This is a genomic window from Nocardioides convexus (genome assembly GCF_011090295.1).
Window position 1 is genome coordinate 1,300,548 of sequence record NZ_JAAMYA010000001.1, and the last position, 25,252, is coordinate 1,325,799.

The following is a 25,252-nucleotide window of genomic DNA, read 5'->3' on the forward strand; positions in this document are numbered from 1 at the left end:
TCGCCGAGCGGATCGTGGTGGAGACCGCGATGGCGATGATCGACGTCGTGCGCGCCGACGAGATGTCCCGGCTCGCGATCTGCGCCGACGAGGCCTGCGAGGGTGTCGTGCTCGACCTGTCTCGCAACCGCTCCAAGCGGTTCTGCTCGGTCACGTGCGGCAACCGCAACGCCGTCGCCGCGTACCGCGCCCGGCAGGCGGGTGGCTGACAACATCCGGTGACGAGCACGTGAACCCGGCGCGGGGGGCTGGCCGCGGGGCGCTTGCTGGGCCAGGATCTCCCCCATGACTCGCATGCTCGGGATGCGACGGTCGCCGCTGGGCGTCCTCGTCCTCACCCTCCTCCTGTCCTCCTTCCTCCTCGTCGCCCCGCGGCCGGCGCCCGCCGACGCGGCCACGCCGCTCACGGTGGCCCAGGCGATCGGCACCCAGAACTCCTCCGCGGCCACCGTGCGCGGGTACGTCGTGGGCCAGCCCACCGCGACCTCGACCGTGGTGACCAGCGGGTTCCCCAACGACTACGCCCTGGCCCTGGCCGACTCCCCCGGCACCACCGCGACCGGGTCGATGCTCTACGTGCAGATCCCCGCTGCCTTCCGCTCGGCGTGGGGACTCAAGACCAACCCGTCGCTGCTGGGCAAGCAGATCGACGTCACCGGCACGCTGGCGGCGTACTTCTCCCACCCGGGCCTGACGAACAGCAGCGCGTTCGCGCTCGCCGGCGGCGGCACCACCACCCCGCCCGGCGACCCCGGCTCCTCCGACATCCCGGCGGGCTACTACGACGCCGCGGCCGGCAAGTCGGGTGCCGCGCTGGCGACCGCGCTGCACGGCATCATCGACGGCAACCGGACGCTGACCTACACGCAGGTCTGGGACGCGCTCAAGGTCACCGACCAGGACCCGGCCAACAGCAACAACATCATCGAGATCTACTCCGGCCGCTCCATCGCGAAGTCCAACAACGGCGGCAGCGTCGGGCAGTGGAACCGCGAGCACACCTGGCCGCAGAGCCACGGCGACTTCGGCACCAGCAACGGTCCCGGAACCGACCTGCACCACCTGCGGCCCGAGGACGTCACCGTCAACTCCACCCGCGGCAACAAGGACTTCGACAACGGCGGCTCCGCGGTCGCCAACTGCTCCGGCTGCTTCAGCGACGCCGACTCCTTCGAGCCGCGCGACTCGGTCAAGGGCGACATCGCCCGCGGCCTGATGTACATGGCGGTGCGCTACGAGGGCGGTGACGGCTTCGCCGACCTGGAGCTCAACAACACCGTCAACGGCACGGTGCCCTACCTCGGCAAGATCTCGGTGCTGCTCGCCTGGAGCGCCGCCGACCCGGTCTCGGCCGCGGAGCGGGCGCGCAACGACGTCATCTACAACACCTACCAGGGCAACCGGAACCCGTTCGTCGACCACCCCGAGTACGCGCAGTCGATCTGGTAGTCAGCCGTCCCCGAGGAACCGCCGGAGGATCTCCACGAAGAGCTCCGGGCGCTCGGAGTGCAACCAGTGCCCGGTGTCCTTGAGGGTCACCTTGCGGTTCCTCGGGAACCACCGGTCCATCGCGGCGTCGTAGGCGGGCTGGACGTAGCCCGACCGGCTTCCGGCGAGCCACAGCACCGGCCCGTCGTACGGCGCCGCGGCGGCCAGCGCGGCCTCGGGCCAGTCGCCGATGACCCCCAGGTCGCGGCCGAGCACGTCGAGGTTCATCTGCCGACTCCAGCCCGCCGGCGCGGCCGGGTCGCGGCGCAGGTTCTGCAGCAGGAACGCGCGCACCGTGGTGTCGGGCACCGCGGGCTCCAGCAGCCGGTCGGCGTCCGAGCGGTGCACGACCTGGCTCAGGTCCAGGTTCTTCATCGCCGTGATGTAGCCCGGGAACTCGCTGCCGGAGGGATAGGCGACCGGCGAGATGTCGGCGACGCACAGCCGCTCGACCAGACTCCGGGTGCAGCAGGCTGAGCACCATGGCGACCTTGCCGCCGAGCGAGTGCCCGACGAGGGCCACCGGCTCCGCGCCCTCCGCACGGATCGCCTCCGCGACCAGAGCCGCGGTCTCGACGAAGTCGAAGCGCTCCAGCCAGTCCGAGCGGCCGTGGTGCGGGAGGTCGAGCAGCAGCACCCGGTGCTGCTGGCTGAGCCTGCTTGGCGATGCCGGTCCAGTTCTTGCCCTGGCCGAAGAGCCCGTGGAGGAAGACCACACGGCTCCCGGTAGAACCGAGAGCCGTGTGGTGAAGAGTCACGCGGTGCACCCTATCGGGCGCTCCGCGGCTCAGTACGTGTGGAAGCCCTTGCCCGTCTTGCGGCCGAGCCCGCCGGCGGCGACCTTCTCCTCCAGCGTCTTCGCCGGGGCGAAGCCGGGCTCGCCGAACTCGCCGTACAGGCTCCTTCTGGATGGCCAGCGACACGTCGTTGCCGACCACGTCGAGCGAACTCGAAGGGGCCCATCGGGAAGGCTCGCGGTCTCCTTGATCGCGGCGTCGATGGTGGCCAGGCTCCTCGCCGCCCTCGGCCAGCCTTGATGGCGTCGTTGAGGTAGGGGAAGAGGAGCAGGTTGACGATGAAGCCGGAGCGGTCGCCGGCCGAGACGCCGACCTTGCCGACGTTGGCGGTCAGTGCCCGGACGGTCTCGTCCACGTCGGCCGCGGTGTCGGGCGTGGTGATGATCTCGACCAGCCTTCATCACCGGCGCCGGGTTGAAGAAGTGCATGCCGATGACGTCCTGCGGGCGACCGGTGGCGGCACCGAGCCTGGGTGATCGGGAGCGAGGAGGTGGTCGTCGCCAGGATCGCGCCCGGCTTGACGATCTTGTCGAGGTCGCGGAACAGACTCGAGCGATGTCCAGGTCCTCGGCGATCGCCTCGACGACGATGTCGACGCCGCCCAGCGCCTCGCGCTCGGTGGAGCCGGTCAGGCGGCCCAGCAGCGCGTCCTTGTCGCCCTCGGTGCTCTTGCCCTTGGCGATGGCGCGGTCGAGGTTCTTGGTGATGTAGCCGAGGACGCCGTCCAGGCTTGTCCTGGCTGCGGCCGACGTAGATGACCTCGTAGCCGGCCTGGGCGAAGACCTGGACGATGCCCGAGGCCATCGTGCCGGTGCCGACGACGCCGACCTTGGTGATGTCGTGCTTGAACTCCGGCGCGGCGGCCTCGCCCGCGGCGGCGGCCTCGTCGGCGAACGTGCGGCCCTCGGCGACGAGCTTCTCCAGCAGGTCCGCGGGCTGGTGCAGGTGGTCGCCGGTCTCGGCGTACCGGGCGGCGAGCAGGTCGCGGACCTGAGCGGCACCGAGACTCGTCGACGACGGTCAGCGGGCCCTTCGGGTAGCCGCAGCCGAAGCACATCGCGGCGTCGATGTCGGCCACCGAGGCGTAGCCCGACTCGTAGGTGCGCACCGCGTGGTTCAGGTACGGCAGCACCAGCGTGTTGAAGATCTGCTCGCTCGAAGTCATGCGCCGGATTCTGGCAGGCCCCGAGCCGACCCGCTACCGGTCGGTAACCATGTGGACACTTCGAGACCGAGGTCACACCACGGCGGTGCGGGGCACGGCGGCGTACGGGGCGGCGGGTATGTTCGTCGCTCGTGAGACTCGTCGTTGCGCGCTGCCAGGTCGACTACGCCGGCCGGTTGACCGCCCACCTGCCGATGGCGACCCGGGTGCTCATGCTCAAGTCCGACGGCTCGGTGCTCGTGCACTCCGACGGCGGCTCCTACAAGCCGCTGAACTGGATGTCACCCCCGTGCACCGTCCGGGAGGGCAGCACCGAGGACGGCCAGGTCGAGTGGACCGTCACCGCGAAGGCCGCCAAGGGCGCCACGCCGGACACGCTGCGGATCCTGATCGAGGAGATCCTCCACGACAGCCTGCACGACCTCGGCGTCGACCCGGGCCTGCAGAAGGACGGCGTGGAGAAGCACCTCCAGGAGGCTGCTCGCCGAGCACCCCGCCACCCTCACGCCCGGCCTCACCCTCGTCCGCCGCGAGTTCCCGACCGCGATCGGTCCGGTCGACCTGATGTGCCGCGACGAGGCGGGGCTGAGCGTCGCGGTGGAGATCAAGCGCCGTGGCGACATCGACGGGGTCGAGCAGGCTCACCCGCTACCTGGGTCTGCTCAACCGCGATCCGCTGCTCACCGCGAAGGGCCCCGTGCGCGGGATCTTCGCCGCCCAGGAGATCAAGCCCCAGGCCCGCGTGCTCGCCGAGGACCGTGGGATCGCCTGCGCGGTCGTGGACTACGACGCCCTGCGGGGGCTCGACAACGCCGAGGACCGGCTCTTCTAGCCAGCCCTCGTACTGCCCGTCCGGCTACGACGCCTCAGCACAGCCCCGCCGAGCGCGGTCGCACCTCAGGCGCCTCGCTGGAGGCGTCCTGGCTCGGCGAGGGCGAGCCGGACGGGGAGGCCGAGCCGGACGGGGACGTCGAGGCGGAGCCGTCGGGATTCGTCGCGGCGTTGATCGCGTCGTCCTCGAACTCCCGCGTCAGCGGCTTGTCCCGGCGCACCAGGCTCCACGAGCCTTCGCGACCGAGGGCTGCCACTGGATCCGGTTCTTCGGGTCCTCGGGCCAGGGCTCCCACGGGGTGGTCACGAAGGAGATGTTGTCCAGACCGATGCCCTTCAGCGAGCCGGCGAGGTCCGCCATCTGGGCGACGTTCTCGAAGTTCGTCGTCAGCGACTTCGTGGTGGCGTTCACCAGGCTCAGCAGCCGGTTCGGGCGCGCCAGCATGTCGGCACGGAAGGCGCCGTTGATCATCGAGGCCATGAAGGCCTGCTGGCGCTTGATCCGCTGCGGATCGCTGCCGTCCCCGCCGGCGACGCCCTTGCGCACCCGCACGTAGGCCAGCGCCTCGTCACCCTGGATGCGGCGGGTCCCGGCGTCGAGGGTGATGTGGGTCTCCGGATCGACGATCTTCTCCGGGATGCAGACCTCGACGCCGTCGAGCGCGTCGACCATGTCCTTGAAGCCGGAGAACTTTACCACGACGTACTTGTCGACGCGGACGTCGGTCAGGCTTCTCGAACTGCTTGACCGTGCACGCCGGCCCGCCGACCGTGTAGGCGACGTTCCACATCGCGTCCTTCTGCGCCGGTACGGCGCCCCCGTCCTTCTTGGTGCACGCGGGCCGGTCGACGATGATGTCGCGCGGGATCGAGACGCCGTAGGCGAAGGTCCGGTCCGCGGAGAGGTGGATCAGGATCGTGGTGTCCGAGCCGCCGCCGCTGGCCGAGTCGAGCCTTGTTGCCCTTGCCCTCGCGGGTGTCGTCGCCGAGCACCAGGATGTTGACCTGGCCCTTCACCGCGTTGTCCGGCCGGTCCGAACCGAGGCTGGGCGTCGATGTCCTCGACGTCGAGGTTGCTGTTCCAGTGCCGGTAGGCGAGGCTCACGCCGGTCCCGGTCACCACCCCGAGGACGAGCAGGCTCGCCAGGATGACCGCACCGACGGTGCGCCCCGGCCGCGCGGCCTTGCGCCGCCCCCGCCGTCCGGTACGGCGCACCGACGCCGAGCGCGAGGAGCTCACCCGTCGCGCCCGCCTGCCGGGCTCCCCCGGTCCCCCCTCGCCGCTCATCGCCACCACCGTAGGCAACGAACCACCTCCGGGCTGGCAGGATCGCCCGCATGGCCACGATCTTCCACCTCGCGCTCGCCTCGGAGTGGGCGGCGGCCCAGCGCTCGGGTGCCTACACGACCTCGACGCTGGGGCGCAGCCTCGCCGAGGAGGGCTTCATCCACGCCAGCCGGGCCGACCAGTGGACGGGCGTGCGGGACCGGTTCTACGGCGAGGTGAGCGAGCCCCTGGTGCTGCTGCACATCGACACCGACCGGCTCGACGTCCCGGTCGTCGAGGAGCCGCCGGCTCCGGGGGTGAGCGAGACCTTCCCGCACATCTACGGCCGGCTGCCGGTGAGCGCGGTCGTGCGGGCGACGCCGCTGCCGGCACCGAGCGCCCCGGCGCACCCGCCGCAGAGCCTTCTCGCGGATCTTCCTCGGGGAGATGTTCTTCAACGTGCTCGTGGCGAGCATCGCGATCGCCTGCAGCGTGCTGGGCCTCGGCATCGGCCTGGCGGTGGGCGGGGACAAGGCCCCCGGGCTCCTCGCGCTGCTCGGTCTGGCCGTCGGCGTCGCCGCGGCGACGCTGGTCTACCGGCGCCGCCACCCGAAGGTGGCCTAGCGGCTCAGGCGCCGGCGGCCGCCGGCGCGGTCGGGTCGGTCGCGCCGGCACCCTGCTCGCGGGCGACCCAGTCCTCGATCGCGTTGATGTCGTCCTTGCTGCGGGTGACGACGGCGAGCAGGTCGTTCATGGTGGCGACCTCCTCGACCTGCTCCTTGATGAACCACTGCATGAACTGCTCGGAGGCGAAGTCGTTCTCCTCGCGGGCGATCCGCAGCAGGCCGTAGATCTGCTCGGTGACCCGCTTCTCCTGCTCCAGCGCGAGCCTGGATCGGCGCGACGATGTCGGCGAAGGTGGCGACGGGTGCCTCGACGCCGGGGATCTCCACAGGGGCGTCGGTGTCGAGCAGGTACTGCACCATCATCATGGCGTGCTCGCGCTCCTCCAGCGCCTGGGCGTAGAACAGCCCGGCGAGCCTGGGGCATCGTCAGCGCGTCGTAGTGGACCGCGCAGGCGAGGTACTGGTTGTGCGCGGCGAACTCGTTGCCGATCTGGACGTTGAGCTTGGTCGGTGAAGCGAGGAGCCGCCATGCGCGGCACCCTATCGTCGTGGGGATCAGGCGGCCTTCTGGAGCGCCTTCTTGGTGACCTTCTTGCCGCTCGTGGTCACCAGGACCCGACGCTTGACGGTGTAGCCGTCGGGCAGCGTGCCCTCCTTGAGCATGCGCAGGGGGCAACGACCGCACTTCGACTTCGAGACGCAGCACTTCGTCTTGGGGAGCCTTCTGCTTCCCCTTCGACTTCTTCTTGTCCTTGCCCACGTGCACGAGGATAAGTGAGAAAGGGTAGGCAGACCTAACCGACGTGACCGGGGTCACTCGTGACGCACGTCGCTAGGGTCTGCCCCGTGATCGAGATCTGGCTCAATCCCGCCTGCTCCAAGTGCCGCACCGCCGAGAGCGAGTCTGCGAGCCGCCGGCAGCGAGTACGTCGTGCGCCGCTACCTCGACGACCCGCCCACTGTCGCCGAGTCTGGAGGACGTGCTGGGCCGCCTCGCGCTGGAGCCCTGGGACATCGCCCGGACGGCCGACGCCCGCAGGCTCGGCGTCGCCCTGCCCGCCAAGGACGCCGCCCGGCGCGACGCCTGGGTGGCGCTCCTGGCCGAGCACCCGAGGCTCATCCAGCGCCCGATCCTGACCGCCACGGACGGCACGACCGTGGTCGGGCGCGACCCCGACTCCCTCGCCCGCGTCATCGACGCCGGCTGAGGAGACCGAGGCCGGGGTCAGTCCAGGCCGTTGGCCTTGCGGATCACCTCGACGATGCCGCCCATGATCTCGGTGAGCCCGAAGTCCTTCGGCGTGTAGACCGCGGCCACGCCGAGCTCCACCAGCGCCCGGCCGTCGGAGTCGGGGATGATCCCGCCCACGATCACCGGTACGTCGGACATGCCGGCCGCCTTCAGGCCGTCCAGCACCGCCGGGACCAGACTCCATGTGCGAGCCGGAGAGGATCGAGAGGCCGACGCAGTGCACGTCCTCGGACACGGCGGCCGCGACGATCTGCTCCGGCGTGAGCCGGATGCCCTGGTAGATCACCTCGAAGCCGGCGTCGCGAGCACGCACGGCGACCTGCTCGGCACCGTTGGAGTGCCCGTCCAGGCCGGGCTTGCCGACGAGCAGGCGCAAGCGGCCACCGGGCTCCTCGCCCGTCGTTCGAACGGCCTCGCGGACCGCGGTCGACTCAGCACCGGCGGCAGCGACACCGACGGCCCCGGCGACGCCGGTGGGGGCGCGGAACTCGCCGAACACCTCGCGCAGGGTCGCCGCCCACTCACCCGTGGTGGCGCCGGCACGGGCGGCGGCCAGGGTCGCCTCCATCAGGTTGACGTCGCTCTTGGCGTCCTCGGCGACCTTCGCGAGCGCCTCGGCGACCTCGGTCTCGTCGCGCTGCGCCTTCCACGCCTCCACCGAGGCACGCGCCGCCTCCTCGGCCTTCGGGTCCGCGGTCATGATCGCCTCGTCGAGGTTCGCGGTCAGCGGGCTCGGCTCGGTGGTCGTGAACTTGTTGACGCCGACGATGATCTCCTCGCCGTCCTCGATCCGGGCCCGGCGCCGGGCGTGGGAGGAGACCAGACTCGGACTTCATGTAGTCGACGGCTCCCATCGCGCCGCCCATGGCCTGGACCCGGTCCATCTCGGCCCGCGCGCCGGCCTTGAGCTCGGCGACCTTCGCCTCGATGACGTGGGAGCCGTCGAAGATGTCGTCGTACTCGAGCAGGTCGGACTCGAAGGCCAGCACCTGCTGCAGGCGCAGCGACCACTGCTGGTCCCAGGGCCGCGGCAGGCCGAGCGCCTCGTTCCAGGCGGGCAGCCTGGACGGCGCGGGCGCGCGCGTTCTTGGAGAGCGTCACGCCGAGCATCTCCAGCACGATCCGCTGGACGTTGTTCTCCGGCTGGGCCTCGGTCAGGCCGAGGCTGTTGACCTGGACGCCGTAGCGGAAGCGGCGCATCTTCGGGTCCTGGACGCCGTAGCGCTCCTGGGTGATCTCGTCCCACAGGCTCGGTGAAGGCGCGCATCTTGCACGTCTCCTCGATGAAGCGGACCCCGGCGTTGACGAAGAAGGAGATCCGGCCGACGACCTTCTCGAAGTCGTCGTCGGAGACCTGGCCGGAGTTCTTGACCTGGTCGAGCACCGCGATCGAGGTGCACAGCGCGTAGGCCACCTCCTGGGTCGGCGTCGCGCCGGCTTCCTGCAGGTGGTAGCTGCAGATGTTGATCGGGTTCCACTTCGGGATGTAGTTCACCGTGTAGGCGATCATGTCGGCGATCAGCCGCAGGGACGCCTCGGGCGGGAACACGTAGGTCCCGCGCGAGAGGTACTCCTTGATGATGTCGTTCTGGGTCGTGCCCGCGAGGAGCCTTGGCGACCTCGGCCGGCTCCATCTCGGGGTTCTGCTCCTCGGCGACCACCTGGTACATCGCGAGCATCCACATCGCGACGGCGTTGATCGTCATCGAGGTGTTCATCTCGGTGAGCGGGATCTGGTCGAAGAGCCTTGCGCATCTCCCCCAGGTGCGGGATCGGCACGCCGACCTTGCCGACCTCTCCGCGCGCCATCGGGCTGTCCGGGTCGTAGCCGGTCTGGGTCACCAGGTCGAAGGCGACCGAGAGGCCGGTCTGACCCTTGGCGAGGTTCGTGCGGTAGAGCGCGTTGGACGCCTCGGCGGTCGAGTGGCCGGCGTAGGTCCGCATCACCCAGGGGCGGTCCTTGACGGGCGGCGTCTGCTCGGGGGTGGCGGCGGCGTCGGACGTGGTGCTCATAGAGCGAAGACTAGGTGCGATCGCTACCGGTTGGTAACGGTCGTTCGGTGTGTGGTTCTCCACAGCGGGGCCACGACGCGGCGGATCAGGCGGGGACCGGGTCCCGCTCGAGCTCGACCAGACGGATCAGGTGGGTCAGGTGCAGCATGCGTCGTACGGCGGGACAGGCACCGCGCAGCACGACCGCTCCCCCGCGCCGGCGGGCACGCCGGCTGGCGGCGGCGAGCACCTTGAGGGCGGTCTCGTCGACGGAGGTGACCCGGCTCAGGTCGACCACGACCCGGCCGTCTGCGTACGAGCCGTGCACCCGGAGGTGCTCGTAGAGGGCCGCACGGATCTCGCCGGTGCTGCGCACGTCGAGGTCGCCCTCGAGCACGAGCACCGCGCCGGTGGTGTCGAGGTCGGTGCTGATCGTCGTCACGCTCATCCTTGGCCTCCCGAGATCCGGACCCTCCCACGGGCCTCTCTACCCACCATGACGCTCGGATACCCCGATCGGTTGCACTGAGCCCCCGAAAATTTCGCGCGTGTTGCCGGTTATGGTCGCCTCATGGTCAACCTCACCCGCATCTACACCCGGACCGGCGACGCCGGCGAGACCCGGCTCGGCGACATGAGCGTGACCACGAAGACCGATCCCCGGCTGCTCGCCTACGCCGACGTGGACGAGGCCAACGCCCACCTCGGCGTGGCGATCGCGACCGGCGGGCTGGAGGAGGACGTGGTGAAGGTCCTCACCCACGTGCAGAACGACCTCTTCGACGTGGGCGCCGACCTGTGCACGCCCGTGGTGCCCGACCCCGAGTACCCACCGCTGCGCATCGAGCAGGACTACGTCGACCGGCTCGAGGCCTGGTGCGACCACTACAACGAGCCGCTGGAGAAGCCTGCGGTCCTTCATCCTCAACGGCGGCACGCCCGCGGCGGCCCAGCCTGCACGTCGCCCGGACCGTGGTCCGCCGCGCGGAGCGGGGCGCGTGGGCGGCGTACGAGGTCCACGGCGAGTCGATGAACAAAGCTCGCCATCACCTACCTGAACCGGCTCTCCGACCTCGTCTTCATCCTGGCCCGCCACGCCAACCGCGAGCGTGGCGACGTGCTGTGGGTGCCGGGTGGCGAGCGCGGATAACCGCTTGCTGCCCGGGTGCCGCGCTGCGGACGATGGGCGGGTGGACGTCACCTTCACCAAGGCCTGCGCGGGCGCTACGAGATCGCCGTGCGCCGTGAGGCCGGCGCAGCGCTCGCGCCGCGCAACGGTCCCGGGCACAGCGACCGGGTGCCGCACGACGTCGCGCACCTGATCGTGGAGGTCGAGGACGGCCTGCGCGGCGGCGTCTACGGACGGCTCGCGGCCGCGGACGGCGACGACGGGATGTTCTGGCCGCTCGACCCCACCGAGCGCCGGGCCTCGCTCAAGCGCCGTCGTGCGCCGACCGCGCAGGAGTCCGCCGACATGGGCCGCTCCGAGACGCTCGCCTCGGCCAGCGTGGCGCTGTGGGAGGTCGCCCGTGGCTGGCGCGCACCCGACCCCGCCTGGCCCGGACGGGTCGCGGGCGGCGGGATCGACGCGGGCCTGCTCGAGCGCCTGTTCGCGCGCTACGACGACTTCGCCGCCCGCTGGGCCGCCCTGTCCCCCGGCGGCTCGATCACGATGGACTGGCCGTTCCCGGAGGGCAGCGGGAAGAGGCGGCGCACCGGCCGCTGAGGCGGCGCCAGCGATGCGGGAACGGTCGGACCTGCGTGTCACGATGGAGGGATGACCACTCCCCAGGGAGCGATCATCCGATCGTGAACGTCCTCGCCCAGGCTCACCGATGCCTTCCTGGAGCGTCACTTCGACGCCGGGACGCTGGAGCGCGCCCGCGAGATCGCGGCCCGCGGCGCCGTACGACGCCCGGAGATCGGGATGCTCTCGAAGGCCTCGGTGACCGCGACCGCCGACGTGCAGGGCTCGCGCGAGACGCCGTACCAGGTCCAGGCTGCACGCCGAGGCGCCCGCCGAGGGCTACGACGGCTGGCTGTTCACGGTGTGCACCTGCCCGGTGCGCTCGGTGTGCAAGCACGGCGCGGCGCTGGCGCTGACCCTGCGCCAGTCCTTCGCCCAGACCTCCGCCGCGCCGGCCTCCGCGTGGCGGCGGACCCTGGAGCGGGTGGTCACCGAGCCTGGACCGCCAGCGCTCCGAGCCGCGCGAGGAGGTCGCCCTGGCGCTGGAGATCAGCCTCGCGCCGCCGCGGCGCTCCTACCAGTCCCCCGGCACGACGCTGCACGTGCGGCCGCTGCGCGCGGGCCGCAACAAGCCGTGGGTCAAGACCGGCGCGGACTGGTCCGACGTGGCCGCGGCGGCGATCACCGGCGGCTTCCCGCGCGCGCAGGCCGAGGCGGTCACCGCCCTGCACACGCTGTGGTCCGGGCACCGCGGCTACGGCACCGGGGTGACGCCCTCGCTCGACGAGTTCGGCAGCCAGGTGGTGCGTGCGCTGCGCACCGCCCGTGACGCCGGAGTGACCCTGCTCGGCGGTGGGGCCGTGGCGACGGTGGACGTGGCGGACGAGGCGGCGGAGGTCGTCGTCCGGCTGGGTGAGGCGGAGACCGGCGGCACCGAGGTGCAGGGCGTGGTGAGTCTCGGCGACGAGACCTGGCGCGGCGACGGCGTCGTACCGATCGGCAACCCGGCGACCGCCGTGGGACTGCTCGACGCGCTCGGCCACCTCGTGCTCGCCGACCTGACCGCGCCGATGCCGCTGGCCGTGCGCCACCTCGTCGACGGACCCGGCTTCACCGTGCCGCCCGCAGAGTCCGAGGCCTTCCGTGCCGAGTCTGCCCGTGCTGATGCGGCACCTGCCGGTGCGTGCGGAGACCGCCGCGATCGAGTCTGCCCGAGCCGCTGACACCCACGCTGGTGCTGACGGTGACCTGGCACAGCGCGACGAAGGCCGCACTCGCCTGGACGTGGTCCTACGGCGACGACGCCACGCGCAGACTGCCCGGTCGGCAGCAGCGACCCCCTGGGCGGCGTACGGGACCGGGTGGCCGAGCGTGCCCTGCTCGCCCTCGTCCCCGACCACCTGCTGCGCACCGCGACCGCCGCCGACGGCGACGCGCTCACCCTCGCCATCCACGACCTGCCGCACCTGCGCACGATCGAGGGCGTGCGGGTGGTCGAGGAGGAGCGCCCCGACTTCCGCGAGATCGACGAGGCGCCGGAGATCCGCTTCGACCTGGTCGAGACGGACGACGAGCGGGGCTCGACCGACTGGTTCGACCTCGCCGTCACCGTCCGGGTGGCCGAGGAGGGCATCCCGCTGCCCGACGTGCTGGCGGCGCTCACCCTCGGCAACGAGTACCTCGTCCTGCCCAGCGGGCGCTACGTCACCACCGACCGACCCGAGTTCGACCGGCTGCGCGAGGTGGTGGCCGCGGCCGCCGAGCCTGCACGAGCGCGACGGGGAGCGGATCGGCGTCGGCCGCCAGGACCTCGGGCTGTGGGCCCAGGCTCGCCGAGACCGGGCTGGTCGACACCCAGGTCGCGGAGTGGGTACGACGCGCCGAGGCGCTGCGCGACCTGACCGACATCCCCCGCCCCGAGCCGACCGGGCTGGTCACCACGTTGCGCAGCCTACCAGCGCGAGGGCTTCTGGTGGCTGGCGTTCCTGTGGCAGCACGGGCTCGGCGGGATCCTCGCCGACGACATGGGCCTCGGCAAGACGCTGCAGGTGCTCGCGCTGATCGCGCACGCCCGCACCGAGCGGCCCGGCGAGCCGCCCTTCCTCGTCGTCGCGCCGACCAGCGTGGTCACCGCGTGGGCGGACGAGGCGGCCCGTCACGCCCCGGACCTGCGGGTCGGCGTGGTGCGCCGCGGCACCGACCACGTCGCGGAGATCGCGGCCGGCAGCGACATCGTGGTGACGACGTACACCCTGCTGCGACTCGCGCAGGACCAGTACGCCGCCGTCGGCTGGTCCGGCCTCGTCCTCGACGAGGCGCAGCAGGTGAAGAACCACCAGAGCAAGACCTACACCGCCGTGCGGATGATCGACGCGCCGTTCCGGCTGGCCGTCACCGGCACCCCGTTCGAGAACCGGCTGATGGAGCCTGTGGTCGCTGCTGTCGGTGACCGTGCCCGGGCTGTACCCGTGGCCGCGCCGCTTCGCCGAGCGCGTCGTGCGCCCTATCGAGCGGGACGCCGACCAGACCGTGCTCGACCGCTTCCGCGCCCGGGTGCGGCCGTTCCTGCTGCGCCGCACCAAGGAGCCTGGTCGCCGACGACCTGCCGCCCAAGCAGGAGCAGGTGCTCGCCGTCGACCTCACCCCCCGCCACCGCAAGATCTACGACACCCACCTGGCCCGCGAGCGGCAGCGGATCCTCGGCCTGGTCGAGGACTTCGACCGCAACCGGGTCGCCATCTTCAGCGCGCTCACCACGCTGCGCCAGGCTCGCGCTCGACCCCGCCCTCGTCGACGCCGAGCACGACACCGTCGGCTCCGCCAAGCTCGACGTGCTCGTCGACCACCTGCTCGAGATCACCGCCGAGGGCCACCGGGCGCTGGTCTTCAGCCAGTTCACCTCCTTCCTCGCCCGGGTGCGGACCCGGCTGGAGGCGGCGGGCATCCGCATGACCTACCTCGACGGAGGGACGCGGGACCGCGCCGCGGTCATCGACGACTTCCGCGCCGGCACCGCGCCCGTCTTCCTCATCTCGCTCAAGGCCGGCGGCGTCGGCCTGACCCTCACCGAGGCCGACTACGTCTTCGTCCTCGACCCCTGGTGGAACCCTGCCGCCGAGGCCCAGGCCGTCGACCGCGCCCACCGGATCGGCCAGACCGAGCACGTCCACGTCTACCGCCTGGTCGCCACCGACACCGTCGAGGAGAAGGTGATGGAGCTCAAGGCCCGCAAGGCCGAGTCTGTTCGCCCAGGTGATCGACGGCGACGGCGCGATGAGCACCTCCATCGGCGCCGACGACATCCGCGGCCTCTTCGCCGACTGAGTGCTGCGAGCGGGAACGGGCGCGGCCGGCGCCGCGGGAGAGGTGCGACGCCGACCGCGCGTTTCTCGTCACCGGCGCCGAAGCAGGAGGTGCGCCGGTGTGACCGGGCGGCAGGATGGGGCCGGCCGCCCGGCCGCTCAGGGTGCGATCACCATGGGAGGTCGATGACCGGGGTGAGGGGTGAGGTTCGCGCTGGTGATCCGGTGCTCGTCACCACGCAGCCCGTCGACGTCACGCCGAAGGTCTGGTTGGCGTTGCCGGTCACCACGCCGGTGCCGGCGTCGTAGGCTCTTGTCGACCGATGAATCCGAGTCTTCATCTCATCCCTGTCAGAGAGGTGGAGAGGTGGCGGGCGGCCGCGGCTGTGGGTGGGTCGCGGCCGGCCGCCACGCATCACGTGCGGGTCACTGGTAGACCGGGTCGAGCCCCAGGGCCTCGCGGACCTCGTTGGCGTCGGTGACGTGCACCGTGGCGTCGAGCACCGCGGTGTTCTTCCCGGCAGCGGCGGGGACCCCGGCGATCAGGTTGACCGTCGGGTTCAGGTAGCCGAACGGCGTCCCGCACCCGCTGGCGCCGGGGGCCGCGAACGCGTTGTCGACGGCTCGGACCCCGTCGAAGCGGATCCCCCAGCCCTCGGGCTGGCCGGGCGAGTAGGCACCACTGATCGGCGTGTTCGGGGGTGGCGGGGAGGTCGTTCCCGTGGTCAGGTTGAGGGCGATCGGCTTCGTGTTGCTGCCGATGTAGCAACCCGGCCCGAGGATGCTGAGGACGTCGGTGAACGGGTTGTGCACCCGCGCCTTCACCTTCAGGCCCAGCGTCGTGCCCTGCTGGAGGACGAGGTTGTTGACGTTGACCGTCGGCAACGCGGTCAGGCTCCGGCGTCACGTAGGCGGCGAGCGGTCCGATGCCCGCGCCGGGGATGCCGAGGACACCACCGGGCACCTCGATCGGAGGTGCGGTGAGGATCTTGTGGCCGTTGGTCGGTGCGACCGCGAACGAGTCGAAGTTCGCGTCGTACCGGATGCCGAACTCGACCTTCATCGGGTCCTGGGTACGCAGGTCGAACTTGCCGACCTTGAGCCTGCGCACTGGTGGTCTCCATGTACAGGCAGACTCGCGACCGAGGGGTCGCTCACCGGACAGTTGGCGTACATGGCGAGGTTGGGCGGGAGCGTCGGCTCCGCCGAGGCCGGGCTCGAGCCGAGCCCGAGGAGGGCGACCGCGCTGCTCGCGACGGCGACACCGACCGCCGACCTGCGAGGCAGCAATCTGGACAACTTCATGGGAAACTCCAATCTCACACTGCTGGAAAGAGGCACCCGATCCGTCGGGTGCCGGTCACCGGGGGTGGCCCGAGCAGCCACTCGAACCACCCCTCGGCTGATCACCGGTGCTCGGTGATCTCAGGCGGAGAGCCTCGATCACCACTGGAGGTCGATGATCGGGCTCGCGGTCAGGCTCGCGCTGGTCAGGCGCGTGTTGGTGACGACGCAGCCGCCGGCAGCCGTCACGGCGAAGCCCTGGTTGGCGTTGCCGGTGATGACACCGCTGCTCGCGTTGTAGCCGCCGGCGAAGTTCTTGGCGACGGTCGGGCCGGTCGCCGAGCACCCGGCGACGATGTTGGACAGGTTCGCGGTGACGGCGTTGGCCGGGACGTTGAGCGTGCCGGTGAGCGCGCCGTTGTAGAGCCTGACCCGGCGTGGTGCCCGCGGCCGGCACGACGAAGGAGACACCCCAGGTGCCGGTGAGCGCCACCGGAACGTTGACCCCGGCCTGGTTCTTGCACACCGTCGAGGCGGGCGGCGTGGCGTTGACCGTGAGCGTCGTGCCCGGGGCACCCGAGAACGGGCCCGTGGTGGTCACCGTCAGCGGGTTGCTGGCGTTGAACGTGCAGGTGATGTTGTGCGGGCTGCCGGCGATGGTGGCGCCGAACACCGCCGTACCCGTGGCCGAGAGGACGTCCGTGCTGGTGAGCGGAGCGCCCGTGCCCTCGTTGTAGAGCGTCCAGTTCGGGTTGGCGTGAGCCGCGGGTGTGCTGGTCGCGACGGCGGCGAGGGCCAGGGCCGTACCGCCGAGAAGTCCGGCGGTCTTGCGCAGAGTTACCTTCATCGTGATTCCTTTCATGGGGGCTCCCGCCGCGTGCGCTGGCGGGCTGCTGCCGTGAGGCAGAAGTCGGAGGATGCGGCTAGTCGAAGCCGTAGCCGGACGGTGGGCCCTTGGGGAGGCCGATCCGCTCGATGGTCATGTCAGCGCTCACGTCCGCGACGCCGCGGTCCGGCGGGAAGAAGGGCGCCAGACCCTGGGAGACATTTCCGGACCACTGGCTGTACTGGTCTCCGTTGGGCTCGTCGAAGACGATGCCCTGCCCCCACGGATCGACCCCGTAGAGGAAGGAGTAGAGCGAGGTCGCGATGCCCTTCGCCTGGGCGTCCGTCACGTCGTTGAGGCGGCTGACGTCGATGCCGACGTCGGAAGAGCCGACGGTGGAGCCTGGCACCCTCCACCGCCCCGCTCAGCGTGCTCGTCGGAAGGTACGACGGATGCTTGGCCGGCTTCACCTGCCCGACATCCCAGGGGACGTTCGCCGTGGGGGCCGCGAACGGTGCCTTCACCTCGGTGGTGAAGGTCCCGCTCACGCCGAGCGGGAACTGGACCCCCGGCTCGTGGTCGCCGCGCACGACGTCGAGGTCGATGTCGAGGTCGACCCTCAGACCCAGGGCGCCGCTGGGCGTCAGGCCCGACAGCGCTGCCTTGACGCTCTTCACCTTCGTGTTCTCGATGACGAGGGTCTGGCCCGGGTTGTCGGCACCGAACAGGCGGTAGATGTAGGAGATGAAGGTGCCGGGAGGCGCAGCCTCCATCGACCCGTCAGGTTGCTGCGACAGGGACCAGGACCCGTTCCCGGGGTCGTCCCAGGCAGCCCAGTCCCAGTCCGGGTACGGTGCCGTGCCGGGCTGAGCGACGGCGAGACGCGCTCCGTCGCACATCACCGCATCGGCGGGGTCCACCAGAATCTTCATCGAGGGCAGCTTGCACCCGCGCGTTGACCCAGCCCGTCAGGCCTCGTAGCTGCAGCGAGAACGGGACACCTTGCTTCCAGTGCGCCGCAGCCGGCGAGTAGCCGGCGAGCATCATCCCGTTGGTGACCTTGATCCGGACCGGGAGCGTGTAGCCCTCCGCCGACGCGGAGTCGGTCGCCGTCAACGGCGGCGGGGCAGCACAGGACGGATCGCCGGAGCGAAGATCCGCGACGGACGCCGGCAGCTGCGGGTCGCGGCTCAACGCGAAGGGGATGCCGTCGAAGACGGGGAGACTCCGGTCGGGTGTAGTAGTAGGGGTTCTTCGGCATCGGGTTCGGGTCGGCGCCCGCGGCGCCGGGAAAGGAGAGCGCCAGCGCCGTGACGGCGACACTCGTGACAGCGAGTCCCGCACGGCGGCGGCTCGGGTGGATCCTCATCGGTGTCTCCTCTCAGGCCCGGGGCTCACGCCGGGTCCTGGTAGACGGTGATCTTGGCTTTCAGGTCGATCGGGACCTTGGTGATGGGGAGCCGGACCAGCCGGTCGATGCGGGTGGGAAGGCTCGCCCGGGCAGTACTTGTCGTGGTTGGCGACCTTCGCGACGGTGAAGTCTGTCGCCCTTCAACGTCGCGGTCCCCTCGTACGGCGGGGGAGAGGAGCGGGCCGGTGATGACGGCCTTCGCGACGCCGGTGAACGGGATCACGCACTGGAGGCCGAACAGGCGTGCGCGCCCCTGCAGGGCGACGTTGAGGTCGGCCCTGAAGCCCCCCTGGGTCTGCCGGTGCAGGAGACGGTGGACCGGGTGGCGCTGGCGCTCATGCTGACCGGCACCTCGAGCGGCTTGCCGGGGATGATGTCGAAGACGGCGCGCAGGGCGTTGGCCTTCACCCCGTCGGCAGGAATCACCAGCCTGGGTGGAGACCGGGCACGCGGACTCGCCGCTGCGGACCAGGCGCAGGACGCCGCAGATGCTGACGTCCATGTCCTCGATCTTCAGCACGCCGGCGTCGATCGAGCCGGACTCGATCCGGGCCACGACGCCGTACTCCGTGGGCGGAGGGTTGCGGCGGGGGCGGCAGCCGGGCGGGACCTGCGGCACCGCGGCCCGTACGACGGAGGCAGGCACCCCTGACGGGGCCTGGTCGGCGCTGGCGGGCAGCGTGAGCAGCGCACCGGCGAGGGCGAGCAGCCCCACCAGGGCACCACGGCGGACGGTCGGTTGCATCGCGATCTCCTAGTCCGGCCCGCGCTGCAGCAGGCGCGGACCCTTCGCGCAGGGCTGCGGCGTCCCGCCACCGGAGGTGGAGGGCAGTGGCAGCGGGCCGTGGCTGCACAGCGGCTGGCCGACGTTGATGGTGAGGTCACCGTGGAAGACGCCGTCGCGGGCGACCTGGCTGAGGTCGGTGCTGACCTTGGGCAGCAGCCCGAACAGCACCTTGATCGCGGCGGAGTTCTGGCTGAGGGCGGTCCCGATCGCGCCGGAGCCCTGGAGCAGGGTGCGGAACGGCTCGCTCTGGGTGCGGACCAGGCTCCTCGATGGTCGAGGCCGCGGACCCGCCGTCGCGGAGCAAGCCTGGGCGAAGTCGGCGTCGTTGTCGGCGAGCTTGCTGGGACAGCAGGTCGAAGGACCTGATGATCTGGGCGAGTCTGCTGCTGGGTGGCGTTGCCGGTGCGCAGCACGGTGAGTCCGTCGAGGATCAGCCTGCGGGTGCCGGGGGCCGCCTCGGTGACGGCGTTGAGGAAGCGCTGCCCGCTGACGACCAGGGTGCGCAGGCTCCGGCGCCAGGCCGCTGAACGCGTCCGCGAACAGCGTCTGCACCACCTCGAGGTCGTCGGGGTCGATGGAGCGCAGCAGCCTGGTGCCGCTCTCCAGCGCCTGGCTGACGCTGGTGGGGACCTGCGCGGTGGCGATCACTGCGCCGTCGGCGGTCTCGGGCTCCGCGGCACCGTTCGGCACCAGGTCGACGTAGGCTCTCCCCCAGCGCCGAGAGCATCCGCACCCGGGCCGCGACGTCTCTGGGGATCGGCTGGTCCTTGGTCGACTCCAGGTCGAGACGTACGCCGGCCGGGCCGACCGTCATCGTGTCGACCTTCCCGACGGTGACGCCGCGGTAGGTCACCTCGCTGTCCTCGAACAGACCCGCGGAGCGGGCACGTCGACGCTGACGCTGTAGTCGTTGTCGACCGGGGACCACCCGATGATCTGGATGCCGATGTAGTAGAGACCGAGCGCGGTGCCGACGAGGATGCCGATCAGCCGCGGCCACAGGGACGTCCGGCTCATGGCTGCCTCCCCGACTCGAGGGGACCCAGAGCCGTCATCAGCGAGGTCACCGCCGAGCGTTGCCGGACGGTTCCGCTCGCGACGGAGGGGGCCGAGCCTGAAGGCGATCGGGGCGACGACGGAGGCCCGTGCGTAGCCGTATCTCGTCGACCTTCGGCACCTGGTCGGCGAGCACCCGCACGTTCTTGAGCACCGGGGTGATCAGGTCGCGGGAGTCGACGATCTGCCTCACCACCGGCACCAGGTCGTCGAGCGCCTTGACCGTCTGGTCCCCGCTGCGGGCCACCACGGCGTTCCCGGCCTTGGCGAAGCCGTCGAGGCCGGTGAGCAGGGTCTTGAAGTCGTCGTTGAGGTCGCCGAGCACCTTCAACGCGGGCGCGATCTCCTTGAGCCCGTCGACGAGGACGTCGCTGCCGTCGTTGGTTCGCTTCACCAGGCGGCCGACCTGCGTCAGCGCTCGGTCGATCGGCCCGAGTCCCCCGGCGAGCAGCCGGGCGGAGGTCTCGAGGCGACCGAGCAGCCTGGCGGACCTGCTGCTGGTTGCCCGAGAAGACCGCGTTGAGTTCCGCGGGAGATCGTGTGCAGGTCGCCGACGCCACCACCGGTGAGGATGGTCGCGAAGGCCCCGAGGGTGTCCTCGACGGTGGGCGCCGCCGCGGTGTCGCCGACGTCGATGGTGTCGCCCTCGCGCAGCAGCGCGGTCGAGGCACCTCCCTCGGTGGGCTTGTGCACCTCGACGTACTGGTCGCCGAGCGGGTTGTCGAAGCGGACCTCCACCGTGGTCCCGCGCGGGATCTCGACCCCGTCGAGGAAGCGCAGGCTCGACCCGGGCGCGGTAGCCGTCGACCTCCATCGAGCCGACCTCGCCGACGATCCGGGCGCCGTCGCGGACCTCGGCGTTGGCGGGCAGGTTGAGGACGTCGTCGAAGGACGCCGTCACGCTGTACGTCGACCCCTCGAGCCCGCCGGGCTTCGGCATGTCCTGCAGGCTCAGGGAGCAGCCGGACAGCACCAGCGCCAGCAGCGCGACGGGCAGCAGTCGTGCGAACCTGGTCATCTCAGCCTCCCAGCCCGCGCAGGTTGGCCAGCGACCACGCCGAGGCGTCGGGCGTCCCGGCGGGCTTGGGCAGACTCGTCGAGCCAGCGGTCGGCGCCGCAGGCCAGGTCGAGGATCTCCCGCTTGGTGACGGTCGGTTCGAGGGCGACCGCCATCAGCCGGAGCAGGCCGTCGCCGCAGACCGTCGAGCGGACCCCGGCGTTGCGCACCGGGTCGAGGCGGGCGCGGATCGCCTTGCCGTCGGGCGTCGTCACCACCGTGTTGCCGGTGTTGGAGACCGCCAGCGGCGCGGTGCGCATCAGCCGGGTCAGTGCCCTCTGCTGCTTGCCGATCTCCCCTGCGACCCCGGACAGGCTGCTGATCGTGCCGGAGAGCCTGGTCCTTGTTGTTCGTCACGAAGGTGTTCAGGCTCCGACAGCAGGTCCTGCAGGTTGGTCAGCACCGCGGTCACCTGCGGCGCGTCCCCGGCCAGCCCGCCGCTGACCGCGGCGAGGTTCTCGGCCAGCCGGCGGTAGGTGCCGCTGACCGAGGCGGCCGCCGTGGTCAGGTCGCCGAGGTCGTTGAGCCCGTCGGTGACGGCGTCGCCGTCCTTGCCGACCGCGTCGAGCGTCGTGCCCAGGCTGTCGACGAGTCTGGTGCACCGTGCTCCCCTGCCCGCCGAGGGTGTCGGCGAGCGAGGCGAGCACCCGTGACAGCGAGCCGTCGGCGTTCGCGCCCTGCGGCCCGAGCAGCCGCGAGAACTCGTCGAGGCTGTCGATGATCTGGTCCACCGACTGCGGCACGACGGTGTGGTCCGGCGCGATCCGGCCCCCGTCCGGCACCCGCGACCCCGCACCGGAGTACGCCGGCGCGAGCTCGATGAACCGGTCGTTGACCGCGTTCGGGGCCATCAGGAAGGCGCTCACGTCGGTCGGCAGCCGGTGCGCGTCGTCGATCTCGAGCTCGACCTCGACGCCCTTCGCGCCGGGGTCGACCCGGACCACCCTGCCGACCCGGACGCCGAGGATCTTCACCGCGTTGCCCGGGTAGACGCCCGGCATCTCGGTGAAGGTCGCGGTGACGCGGTAGGTGTCGGACCCGGTGAGGACCTTGACGCCGACCACCGCCGCGCCGACGAGCACTACGGCGACCAGGGTGACGACCGCCGCACGGCGGAGCCGGGCGCTCACGGCCGGCACCCCACGCGCGGGTCGCTCTTCTTCGGGAAGGCGCCGTCGGTGCACTGCTGGATGACCGCGTCGGGGATCAGCCCGTCGGGCACCACGATGTCGACGAAGCGGCCGGTCCCCGTCACCCGGGCGATGTTCGTGCTGAGCCTGGGCCATCGCGGGGATCGCCCGGCCGAGCGTCTCGTTCTCGGTGGCGAGCGCCTGGGAGATCTTCTCCAGGTTGCGCAGCATCGGGCCGAGCTTGGCCTGGTTGACGGACAGGATCTTCGCGACCTGGGCGCTGAGGTCCGCGGTCCCGCGCACCAGCCGGCTGATCGCCTGGCGCCGCTCGCGCAGCACCGCCGTCAGTGCGTCTCCCTGGCTGACGATGTTGACGAGCACGTCGCGCCTCTCGTTGATGATCTTGACGACGTCGCTGCCGGCGGCGACCGAACTCGCTGATCTTGTCGGCGTCGCCCGCGAGGTTGGTCGCGAAGTCGTTGAGGCCGGTGAGGGCCCGCTCGACGGAGTCGGCCGAGGTCCCGTTGAGGGTCGCGGTGACGGTGTCGAGCGCCTCCTGCAAGCTGCGGGATGTCGGTCTTGTCGAGCCTGGCCGGAGACCCGGCCGAGTCTCGCCGACGAGGGTCCGGCTGGCGAAGGTGCGCTCCAGCGGGATCGGCTCGTCGAGCGTCCCCGGTCCGGCGGGCTGCAGGCTCGAGGAACTGCGAACCGAGCGGGTTGAGCACCTTGACCCGGGCCGCGGTGTCCTCCCCCAGGTCCACGTCGTCGTCGACCTCGAAGTCGATCCGGACCTTGTCGTCCACCAGGACGACCGCGGTGATCTTGCCGACCCGTACGCCGCGGACCTGGACGGTCTCCCCGCCGCTGAGCCCGGAGGCGTTGGCCAGGTAGGCGGAGTACCCCTGGTGGTGGCTGATCAGCGGCAGCCGGGTCAGGTTGAGCGCCAGGAGCACCAGTGCCAGCAGCACCACTCCCGCCACGGCGGCGACCTTGATCGGGTCGCGGTCCGAGACCCGCCAGTCGTCGAGGTCGAAGTCACGCCAGGCTCATCGGCAGATCCTTCCCACGCGAGCCGGGTCGCCGACGGTCCCGGTTGGCGCCTGCAGGCCCTTGGGGTCCTGCGGCGCCGGGACGCCCGGCACCAGCGACAGGTTCAGCCGGCCGGTCACGGTGAGGTCCAGGTTGCAGAGGTAGACCTTGGCGAAGGAGCCGGAGTCGAGGATCCGGTTGAGCGCATCGACCGTGGCCGGTACGTCGCGCATCAGGTCGATGATCGCGCCGGAGCTCTTGCTCAGCGTCTCCGCCGCCTTGCTCACCCCGTCGACGTCGGCGTTGATCGCGTCGGTCGAGCGCCGGGTGAGCCGCGCGGCGCTCTCGCCGAAGGTGGCGAGCCCGTCGATGGTGGAGGCCAGCACGGTGCGCTGGTCGTCGAGGTTGCCGACCACGCTGCCGAAGCCTGTCGATCATCTGACCGAGCGCGTCGCCCTGCTCGTTGACGCTGGTGAGCAGGTCGGCGAGGTTGGTGATCACGGTCGAGATGACCTCCTTGCGGCCGGCGAGGTGGGTGGTGATCGTGCCGACCTGCTGGACGAGGTTGGCGACGGTGCCCGACTCACCCTGGAAGATCGCGATGATCGACGAGGTCAGGCTCGTTGACCTGTGCCGGGTCGAGGGCGTCGAAGAGCGGCTGGAAGCCGTCGAACACGGCCGTCAGGTCGACCGTCGGCAGGCTCTGCCGCGACGGCAGTGTGCCGCCGGGGTCGAGACGCGCGCCGCTGGTGCCGGAGGCCGGCGGGAGCAGCGCCAGGTAGCGGGTGCCGATCAGGTTGGCGTAGCGGACCGCCGTACGGGTGTCGGTGTCGAGGCGGTGGTCACCGCTGACGACGAAGGTGACCCGCACGTCGTCGTCGCGCAGGTCGACGGCGGTGACCTTGCCGACCTCCGGGCCGGCGATGTTGACGTCGTCGCCGGCGCGCAGGCCGGCGGCGTCGGCCACCAGCGCGTGGTACTCCGTGCCGTTGCGCCGTCCCAGGTCGAGCACGGAGATCACCACGAAGACGGTGAGCAGCAGCGCGAGCGCCACGAAGGCGGCGACCGAGGCCAGCAGCCGGGCGGGATGGACGGGACGACCGCTGCTCATGGCGTGCTCCCCTCGGCCGGGCGCCTGCTGAACGCGCAGAGCCTGGGCGGGGCAGCCCTGGTAGGTCGGCGGGTTGGCGAAGCCGGGCCGGACCGCCTCGTTGAGCAGCCGGACGATGTCGGCCGGGTTGCCGCCGGCGGCCATCACCAGGGTCAGGTCGGCAGGGTTGCGCACCGACAGCGAGGCGAGCCGGACATCGGGCATCCCGTCGGCGAGCGCCGGCGCCCAGGAGCCGGCCCAGGTGTCGATGCCGCGCAGCAGGCGGGTGATCACGTCGGGTCCCTGCGAGAGCGCGGCGAGCAGGGAGACCGCCCCCTCGACGGTGTCGGCGTAGGAGCCGAGGGTGTCGCGCAGCGGACCCGCGGTGGTGCTCACCAGCCTTGCCGCCGTCGGAGACCAGGGCCCGGAAGGCCGCGGCGTTCTCGTTGACCGTGCGAGCGGAGGTGGTGGCGTTCTTCACCAGGGAGAGGGAGCTCCGGGGTCACCTGCTCCAAGCCGCCCGCCACCTGCGCGAGCCTGGTCGAGGTCGGTGACCAGGGTCGGCCACAGCGGCAGCATCAGGCCGAGCCAGTCGTTGGTCGAGACCAGCGTCTTGCCGAGCCTCCTCGCCCTGCCCCTGCAGAGCGGTCGCCAGGCCGGACAGGCCGGCGTTGAGCCTTGGCGGGGCTGACCTCCTTGAGCAGGTCGTTGAGCGAGACGAAGGTGCCCTGCAGCGAGGGCGTCTCCCGGGCGTCGTACGCCGGGATGGTGGCGGTGTCCGCGAGCCCGGCCGGCCCGTCGTCGCTCGGCGAGAGCAAACTGGACGTACTGGTTGCCGAAGATGGAGACCGGCCCGACCGTTGCGACCACGTCGCGCGGCAGCCGGTCCAGCCAGCGCCGCTCGATGGTGACCCTCAGGCTCCGGGACGGTGCCGGCGCCCGGACCGGCGGTGTCGAGCACCTTGCCGATGCGCACGTCGCGATAGGTCACCGGGCTGCCGACGGCGACGACCGAGTCTGTTGGGCGGCAGCTGCACCCGCAGGCTCGGGTCGCCGGAGAAGAGGCCGTTGAACTGGGCGATGACGAGCCCGGTGACGCCGAGGACGAGCGCGGAGAACACCACCCCGAGCCGGCCCAGGGCGCGCTGGTCGCCAGCGAGCGAGTAGAGGTCCAC

Annotated in this window: 35 protein-coding genes and 10 pseudogenes; 10 read left to right on the forward strand and 35 right to left on the reverse strand. The window is 71.3% G+C overall.

What is annotated here, in order from left to right; genetic code table 11:
• Positions 1 to 62: 62 nt before the first annotated feature.
• On the forward strand, positions 63 to 209 hold the full coding sequence (locus tag G5V59_RS09565) for a CGNR zinc finger domain-containing protein (protein WP_278259748.1): 147 nt from the start codon (positions 63 to 65) through the stop codon (positions 207 to 209).
• A gap of 76 nt (positions 210 to 285) precedes the next feature.
• Positions 286 to 1,449, forward strand: a complete 1,164-nt coding sequence (locus tag G5V59_RS09570; RefSeq protein ID WP_278256290.1) for an endonuclease — start codon at positions 286 to 288, stop codon at positions 1,447 to 1,449.
• Here the strand turns inward: G5V59_RS09570 and G5V59_RS09575 are convergent, their stop codons facing one another.
• The 5 genes and pseudogenes from G5V59_RS09575 to G5V59_RS36280 all read right to left on the reverse strand — a co-directional run bounded on the left by G5V59_RS09575 (position 1,450) and on the right by G5V59_RS36280 (position 3,450).
• On the reverse strand, positions 1,450 to 1,863 hold the full coding sequence (locus tag G5V59_RS09575; RefSeq protein WP_278260287.1) for a hypothetical protein: 414 nt from the start codon (positions 1,861 to 1,863) through the stop codon (positions 1,450 to 1,452).
• Positions 1,864 to 2,002: 139 nt separating this feature from the next.
• Positions 2,003 to 2,206, reverse strand: a pseudogene (locus G5V59_RS36275) (hypothetical protein); the annotation flags it as partial.
• Positions 2,207 to 2,275: 69 nt separating this feature from the next.
• Positions 2,276 to 2,713, reverse strand: a complete 438-nt coding sequence (locus G5V59_RS09585) for a 3-hydroxyacyl-CoA dehydrogenase family protein (RefSeq protein ID WP_278256291.1) — start codon at positions 2,711 to 2,713, stop codon at positions 2,276 to 2,278.
• Positions 2,616 to 3,013, reverse strand: a pseudogene (locus tag G5V59_RS09590) (3-hydroxyacyl-CoA dehydrogenase NAD-binding domain-containing protein). Before G5V59_RS09590 ends, G5V59_RS09585 begins: the two are co-directional and overlap by 98 nt.
• Positions 2,914 to 3,450, reverse strand: a complete 537-nt coding sequence (locus G5V59_RS36280) for a 3-hydroxyacyl-CoA dehydrogenase family protein (RefSeq protein ID WP_341350898.1) — start codon at positions 3,448 to 3,450, stop codon at positions 2,914 to 2,916. Before G5V59_RS36280 ends, G5V59_RS09590 begins: the two are co-directional and overlap by 100 nt.
• A 131-nt stretch (positions 3,451 to 3,581) precedes the next feature.
• Here G5V59_RS36280 and nucS point away from each other — a divergent pair.
• A pseudogene (gene nucS, locus G5V59_RS09600) lies at positions 3,582 to 4,282 on the forward strand (endonuclease NucS).
• A 34-nt stretch (positions 4,283 to 4,316) separates the two neighbouring features.
• On the opposite strand, the gene G5V59_RS09605 reads toward nucS, so the two are convergent.
• Genes G5V59_RS09605 through G5V59_RS09620 form a run of 4 tightly spaced genes read right to left on the reverse strand, consistent with a single transcriptional unit; the run spans position 4,317 to position 5,621 of the window.
• Positions 4,317 to 4,502 (reverse strand): hypothetical protein, encoded by a 186-nt coding sequence (locus tag G5V59_RS09605; protein ID WP_278256292.1) that lies wholly within the window; start codon positions 4,500 to 4,502, stop codon positions 4,317 to 4,319.
• Positions 4,481 to 5,011, reverse strand: coding sequence for an LCP family protein (locus tag G5V59_RS09610; RefSeq protein WP_278259749.1), 531 nt, complete (start codon positions 5,009 to 5,011; stop codon positions 4,481 to 4,483). Before G5V59_RS09610 ends, G5V59_RS09605 begins: the two co-directional genes overlap by 22 nt.
• Positions 5,008 to 5,298, reverse strand: coding sequence for a hypothetical protein (locus tag G5V59_RS09615; RefSeq protein ID WP_278256293.1), 291 nt, complete (start codon positions 5,296 to 5,298; stop codon positions 5,008 to 5,010). Before G5V59_RS09615 ends, G5V59_RS09610 begins: the two co-directional genes overlap by 4 nt.
• Positions 5,295 to 5,621 (reverse strand): hypothetical protein, encoded by a 327-nt coding sequence (locus G5V59_RS09620; protein WP_278256294.1) that lies wholly within the window; start codon positions 5,619 to 5,621, stop codon positions 5,295 to 5,297. Before G5V59_RS09620 ends, G5V59_RS09615 begins: the two co-directional genes overlap by 4 nt.
• Here G5V59_RS09620 and G5V59_RS09625 point away from each other — a divergent pair.
• Positions 5,620 to 5,910 (forward strand): annotated as a pseudogene (locus tag G5V59_RS09625) (DUF952 domain-containing protein); the annotation flags it as partial. The gene G5V59_RS09620 and the pseudogene G5V59_RS09625 overlap by 2 nt on opposite strands.
• A 266-nt stretch (positions 5,911 to 6,176) precedes the next feature.
• Here the strand turns inward: G5V59_RS09625 and G5V59_RS09630 are convergent.
• Together G5V59_RS09630 and G5V59_RS09635 are read right to left on the reverse strand one after the other, a co-directional pair.
• Entirely contained in the window at positions 6,177 to 6,503 is a 327-nt protein-coding gene (locus tag G5V59_RS09630) for a ferritin-like domain-containing protein (protein ID WP_341351170.1), read from the reverse strand.
• Between the two features lie 33 nt (positions 6,504 to 6,536).
• The gene (locus G5V59_RS09635) at positions 6,537 to 6,704 is read right to left on the reverse strand and encodes a hypothetical protein (RefSeq protein WP_278256295.1); all 168 of its coding nucleotides are present in this window, start codon (positions 6,702 to 6,704) and stop codon (positions 6,537 to 6,539) included.
• A 558-nt stretch (positions 6,705 to 7,262) separates the two neighbouring features.
• On the opposite strand from G5V59_RS09635, the gene G5V59_RS09640 reads away from it, so the two are divergent.
• Complete coding sequence (locus tag G5V59_RS09640) at positions 7,263 to 7,382, forward strand: ArsC/Spx/MgsR family protein (RefSeq protein ID WP_278259751.1); 120 nt, start codon at positions 7,263 to 7,265, stop codon at positions 7,380 to 7,382.
• Positions 7,383 to 7,399: 17 nt separating this feature from the next.
• On the opposite strand, the gene G5V59_RS09645 is transcribed toward G5V59_RS09640, so the two are convergent.
• The 7 genes and pseudogenes from G5V59_RS09645 to G5V59_RS09675 all read right to left on the reverse strand — a co-directional run bounded on the left by G5V59_RS09645 (position 7,400) and on the right by G5V59_RS09675 (position 9,860).
• The gene (locus G5V59_RS09645) at positions 7,400 to 7,591 is read right to left on the reverse strand and encodes a hypothetical protein (protein ID WP_278256296.1); all 192 of its coding nucleotides are present in this window, start codon (positions 7,589 to 7,591) and stop codon (positions 7,400 to 7,402) included.
• Positions 7,592 to 7,664: 73 nt separating this feature from the next.
• A pseudogene (locus G5V59_RS09650) lies at positions 7,665 to 8,249 on the reverse strand (methylmalonyl-CoA mutase family protein); the annotation flags it as partial.
• Positions 8,250 to 8,325: 76 nt separating this feature from the next.
• Positions 8,326 to 8,487 (reverse strand): annotated as a pseudogene (locus G5V59_RS36285) (hypothetical protein); the annotation flags it as partial.
• A gap of 91 nt (positions 8,488 to 8,578) precedes the next feature.
• Positions 8,579 to 8,626 (reverse strand): annotated as a pseudogene (locus G5V59_RS09660) (hypothetical protein); the annotation flags it as partial.
• A 118-nt stretch (positions 8,627 to 8,744) separates the two neighbouring features.
• Positions 8,745 to 9,008 (reverse strand): annotated as a pseudogene (locus G5V59_RS09665) (methylmalonyl-CoA mutase family protein); the annotation flags it as partial.
• A gap of 170 nt (positions 9,009 to 9,178) precedes the next feature.
• Positions 9,179 to 9,439: pseudogene (locus G5V59_RS09670) on the reverse strand (methylmalonyl-CoA mutase family protein); the annotation flags it as partial.
• Between the two features lie 85 nt (positions 9,440 to 9,524).
• Positions 9,525 to 9,860: an STAS domain-containing protein gene (locus G5V59_RS09675; protein ID WP_278256297.1), complete on the reverse strand. Its 336-nt coding sequence runs from the start codon at positions 9,858 to 9,860 to the stop codon at positions 9,525 to 9,527.
• 129 nt (positions 9,861 to 9,989) lie between these two features.
• On the opposite strand from G5V59_RS09675, the pseudogene G5V59_RS09680 reads away from it, so the two are divergent.
• The 5 genes and pseudogenes from G5V59_RS09680 (at position 9,990) to G5V59_RS09705 (ending at position 14,716) form a co-directional block, all read left to right on the forward strand.
• Positions 9,990 to 10,568: pseudogene (locus G5V59_RS09680) on the forward strand (cob(I)yrinic acid a,c-diamide adenosyltransferase).
• Positions 10,569 to 10,583: 15 nt separating this feature from the next.
• On the forward strand, positions 10,584 to 11,144 hold the full coding sequence (locus G5V59_RS09685) for a hypothetical protein (protein ID WP_278256298.1): 561 nt from the start codon (positions 10,584 to 10,586) through the stop codon (positions 11,142 to 11,144).
• 83 nt (positions 11,145 to 11,227) lie between these two features.
• Positions 11,228 to 11,521 carry a hypothetical protein gene (locus G5V59_RS09690; RefSeq protein ID WP_278256299.1) on the forward strand — a complete coding sequence of 98 codons (294 nt, stop codon included), beginning with the start codon at positions 11,228 to 11,230 and terminating at the stop codon, positions 11,519 to 11,521.
• Positions 11,522 to 11,770: 249 nt separating this feature from the next.
• The gene (locus G5V59_RS09695; protein WP_278256300.1) at positions 11,771 to 12,328 is read left to right on the forward strand and encodes a hypothetical protein; all 558 of its coding nucleotides are present in this window, start codon (positions 11,771 to 11,773) and stop codon (positions 12,326 to 12,328) included.
• 786 nt (positions 12,329 to 13,114) lie between these two features.
• Positions 13,115 to 14,716: a DEAD/DEAH box helicase gene (locus G5V59_RS09705; RefSeq protein ID WP_341351171.1), complete on the forward strand. Its 1,602-nt coding sequence runs from the start codon at positions 13,115 to 13,117 to the stop codon at positions 14,714 to 14,716.
• Between the two features lie 117 nt (positions 14,717 to 14,833).
• Here G5V59_RS09705 and G5V59_RS09710 read toward each other — a convergent pair whose 3' ends face one another.
• The 17 genes from G5V59_RS09710 to G5V59_RS09790 all read right to left on the reverse strand — a co-directional run bounded on the left by G5V59_RS09710 (position 14,834) and on the right by G5V59_RS09790 (position 25,252).
• Positions 14,834 to 15,292: a hypothetical protein gene (locus G5V59_RS09710; RefSeq protein WP_278256303.1), complete on the reverse strand. Its 459-nt coding sequence runs from the start codon at positions 15,290 to 15,292 to the stop codon at positions 14,834 to 14,836.
• A gap of 5 nt (positions 15,293 to 15,297) precedes the next feature.
• A complete protein-coding gene (locus G5V59_RS09715) occupies positions 15,298 to 15,531 on the reverse strand; it encodes a hypothetical protein (RefSeq protein ID WP_278256304.1) in 234 nt (77 codons plus the stop codon).
• A 236-nt stretch (positions 15,532 to 15,767) separates the two neighbouring features.
• A complete protein-coding gene (locus tag G5V59_RS09720) occupies positions 15,768 to 16,538 on the reverse strand; it encodes a hypothetical protein (protein WP_278256305.1) in 771 nt (256 codons plus the stop codon).
• 137 nt (positions 16,539 to 16,675) lie between these two features.
• Complete coding sequence (locus G5V59_RS09725; RefSeq protein ID WP_278256306.1) at positions 16,676 to 17,449, reverse strand: hypothetical protein; 774 nt, start codon at positions 17,447 to 17,449, stop codon at positions 16,676 to 16,678.
• On the reverse strand, positions 17,446 to 17,886 hold the full coding sequence (locus G5V59_RS09730; protein WP_278256307.1) for a hypothetical protein: 441 nt from the start codon (positions 17,884 to 17,886) through the stop codon (positions 17,446 to 17,448). The genes G5V59_RS09725 and G5V59_RS09730 overlap by 4 nt, the downstream gene beginning before the upstream one ends.
• Before the next feature lie 25 nt (positions 17,887 to 17,911).
• Complete coding sequence (locus G5V59_RS09735) at positions 17,912 to 18,673, reverse strand: hypothetical protein (protein WP_278256308.1); 762 nt, start codon at positions 18,671 to 18,673, stop codon at positions 17,912 to 17,914.
• A gap of 472 nt (positions 18,674 to 19,145) precedes the next feature.
• The gene (locus G5V59_RS09740; protein ID WP_278256309.1) at positions 19,146 to 19,568 is read right to left on the reverse strand and encodes an MlaD family protein; all 423 of its coding nucleotides are present in this window, start codon (positions 19,566 to 19,568) and stop codon (positions 19,146 to 19,148) included.
• On the reverse strand, positions 19,565 to 19,732 hold the full coding sequence (locus G5V59_RS09745; protein WP_278256310.1) for a hypothetical protein: 168 nt from the start codon (positions 19,730 to 19,732) through the stop codon (positions 19,565 to 19,567). The genes G5V59_RS09740 and G5V59_RS09745 overlap by 4 nt, the downstream gene beginning before the upstream one ends.
• Positions 19,733 to 19,778: 46 nt before the next feature.
• Positions 19,779 to 20,789 carry a hypothetical protein gene (locus G5V59_RS09750; protein WP_278256311.1) on the reverse strand — a complete coding sequence of 337 codons (1,011 nt, stop codon included), beginning with the start codon at positions 20,787 to 20,789 and terminating at the stop codon, positions 19,779 to 19,781.
• Positions 20,786 to 21,088 carry a hypothetical protein gene (locus G5V59_RS09755; protein ID WP_278256312.1) on the reverse strand — a complete coding sequence of 101 codons (303 nt, stop codon included), beginning with the start codon at positions 21,086 to 21,088 and terminating at the stop codon, positions 20,786 to 20,788. Before G5V59_RS09755 ends, G5V59_RS09750 begins: the two co-directional genes overlap by 4 nt.
• Before the next feature lie 8 nt (positions 21,089 to 21,096).
• Positions 21,097 to 21,231, reverse strand: coding sequence for a hypothetical protein (locus G5V59_RS09760; RefSeq protein WP_278256313.1), 135 nt, complete (start codon positions 21,229 to 21,231; stop codon positions 21,097 to 21,099).
• The gene (locus G5V59_RS09765) at positions 21,194 to 22,339 is read right to left on the reverse strand and encodes an MlaD family protein (protein ID WP_278256314.1); all 1,146 of its coding nucleotides are present in this window, start codon (positions 22,337 to 22,339) and stop codon (positions 21,194 to 21,196) included. Before G5V59_RS09765 ends, G5V59_RS09760 begins: the two co-directional genes overlap by 38 nt.
• Positions 22,303 to 22,938 (reverse strand): MlaD family protein, encoded by a 636-nt coding sequence (locus tag G5V59_RS09770; RefSeq protein ID WP_278256315.1) that lies wholly within the window; start codon positions 22,936 to 22,938, stop codon positions 22,303 to 22,305. Before G5V59_RS09770 ends, G5V59_RS09765 begins: the two co-directional genes overlap by 37 nt.
• A gap of 66 nt (positions 22,939 to 23,004) precedes the next feature.
• Positions 23,005 to 23,403, reverse strand: a complete 399-nt coding sequence (locus tag G5V59_RS09775; RefSeq protein WP_278256316.1) for a hypothetical protein — start codon at positions 23,401 to 23,403, stop codon at positions 23,005 to 23,007.
• Between the two features lie 167 nt (positions 23,404 to 23,570).
• Entirely contained in the window at positions 23,571 to 24,473 is a 903-nt protein-coding gene (locus tag G5V59_RS09780; RefSeq protein WP_278256317.1) for an MlaD family protein, read from the reverse strand.
• Between the two features lie 81 nt (positions 24,474 to 24,554).
• Positions 24,555 to 24,947, reverse strand: a complete 393-nt coding sequence (locus G5V59_RS09785) for a hypothetical protein (RefSeq protein ID WP_278256318.1) — start codon at positions 24,945 to 24,947, stop codon at positions 24,555 to 24,557.
• 44 nt (positions 24,948 to 24,991) lie between these two features.
• Positions 24,992 to 25,252 carry a hypothetical protein gene (locus G5V59_RS09790; RefSeq protein ID WP_278256319.1) on the reverse strand — a complete coding sequence of 87 codons (261 nt, stop codon included), beginning with the start codon at positions 25,250 to 25,252 and terminating at the stop codon, positions 24,992 to 24,994.

What these genes read in the sequence shown, in the direction of transcription:
- G5V59_RS09720 (WP_278256305.1), bottom strand. Translation starts at nt 16,538, where the DNA reads ATGAAGGTAACTCTGCGCAAGACCGCCGGACTTCTCGGCGGTACGGCC.
- G5V59_RS09575 (WP_278260287.1), bottom strand. Translation starts at nt 1,863, where the DNA reads ATGAAGAACCTGGACCTGAGCCAGGTCGTGCACCGCTCGGACGCCGAC.
- G5V59_RS09570 (WP_278256290.1), top strand. Translation starts at nt 286, where the DNA reads ATGACTCGCATGCTCGGGATGCGACGGTCGCCGCTGGGCGTCCTCGTC.
- G5V59_RS09725 (WP_278256306.1), bottom strand. Translation starts at nt 17,449, where the DNA reads ATGAAGATTCTGGTGGACCCCGCCGATGCGGTGATGTGCGACGGAGCG.
- G5V59_RS09730 (WP_278256307.1), bottom strand. Translation starts at nt 17,886, where the DNA reads ATGAGGATCCACCCGAGCCGCCGCCGTGCGGGACTCGCTGTCACGAGT.
- G5V59_RS09635 (WP_278256295.1), bottom strand. Translation starts at nt 6,704, where the DNA reads ATGGCGGCTCCTCGCTTCACCGACCAAGCTCAACGTCCAGATCGGCAA.
- G5V59_RS09745 (WP_278256310.1), bottom strand. Translation starts at nt 19,732, where the DNA reads ATGAGCCGGACGTCCCTGTGGCCGCGGCTGATCGGCATCCTCGTCGGC.
- G5V59_RS09750 (WP_278256311.1), bottom strand. Translation starts at nt 20,789, where the DNA reads ATGACCAGGTTCGCACGACTGCTGCCCGTCGCGCTGCTGGCGCTGGTG.
- G5V59_RS09715 (WP_278256304.1), bottom strand. Translation starts at nt 15,531, where the DNA reads ATGGAGACCACCAGTGCGCAGGCTCAAGGTCGGCAAGTTCGACCTGCG.
- G5V59_RS09565 (WP_278259748.1), top strand. Translation starts at nt 63, where the DNA reads ATGTCCCGGCTCGCGATCTGCGCCGACGAGGCCTGCGAGGGTGTCGTG.
- G5V59_RS09735 (WP_278256308.1), bottom strand. Translation starts at nt 18,673, where the DNA reads ATGCAACCGACCGTCCGCCGTGGTGCCCTGGTGGGGCTGCTCGCCCTC.
- G5V59_RS09755 (WP_278256312.1), bottom strand. Translation starts at nt 21,088, where the DNA reads ATGCGCACCGCGCCGCTGGCGGTCTCCAACACCGGCAACACGGTGGTG.
- G5V59_RS09585 (WP_278256291.1), bottom strand. Translation starts at nt 2,713, where the DNA reads ATGCACTTCTTCAACCCGGCGCCGGTGATGAAGGCTGGTCGAGATCAT.
- G5V59_RS36280 (WP_341350898.1), bottom strand. Translation starts at nt 3,450, where the DNA reads ATGACTTCGAGCGAGCAGATCTTCAACACGCTGGTGCTGCCGTACCTG.
- G5V59_RS09620 (WP_278256294.1), bottom strand. Translation starts at nt 5,621, where the DNA reads ATGCGGGCGATCCTGCCAGCCCGGAGGTGGTTCGTTGCCTACGGTGGT.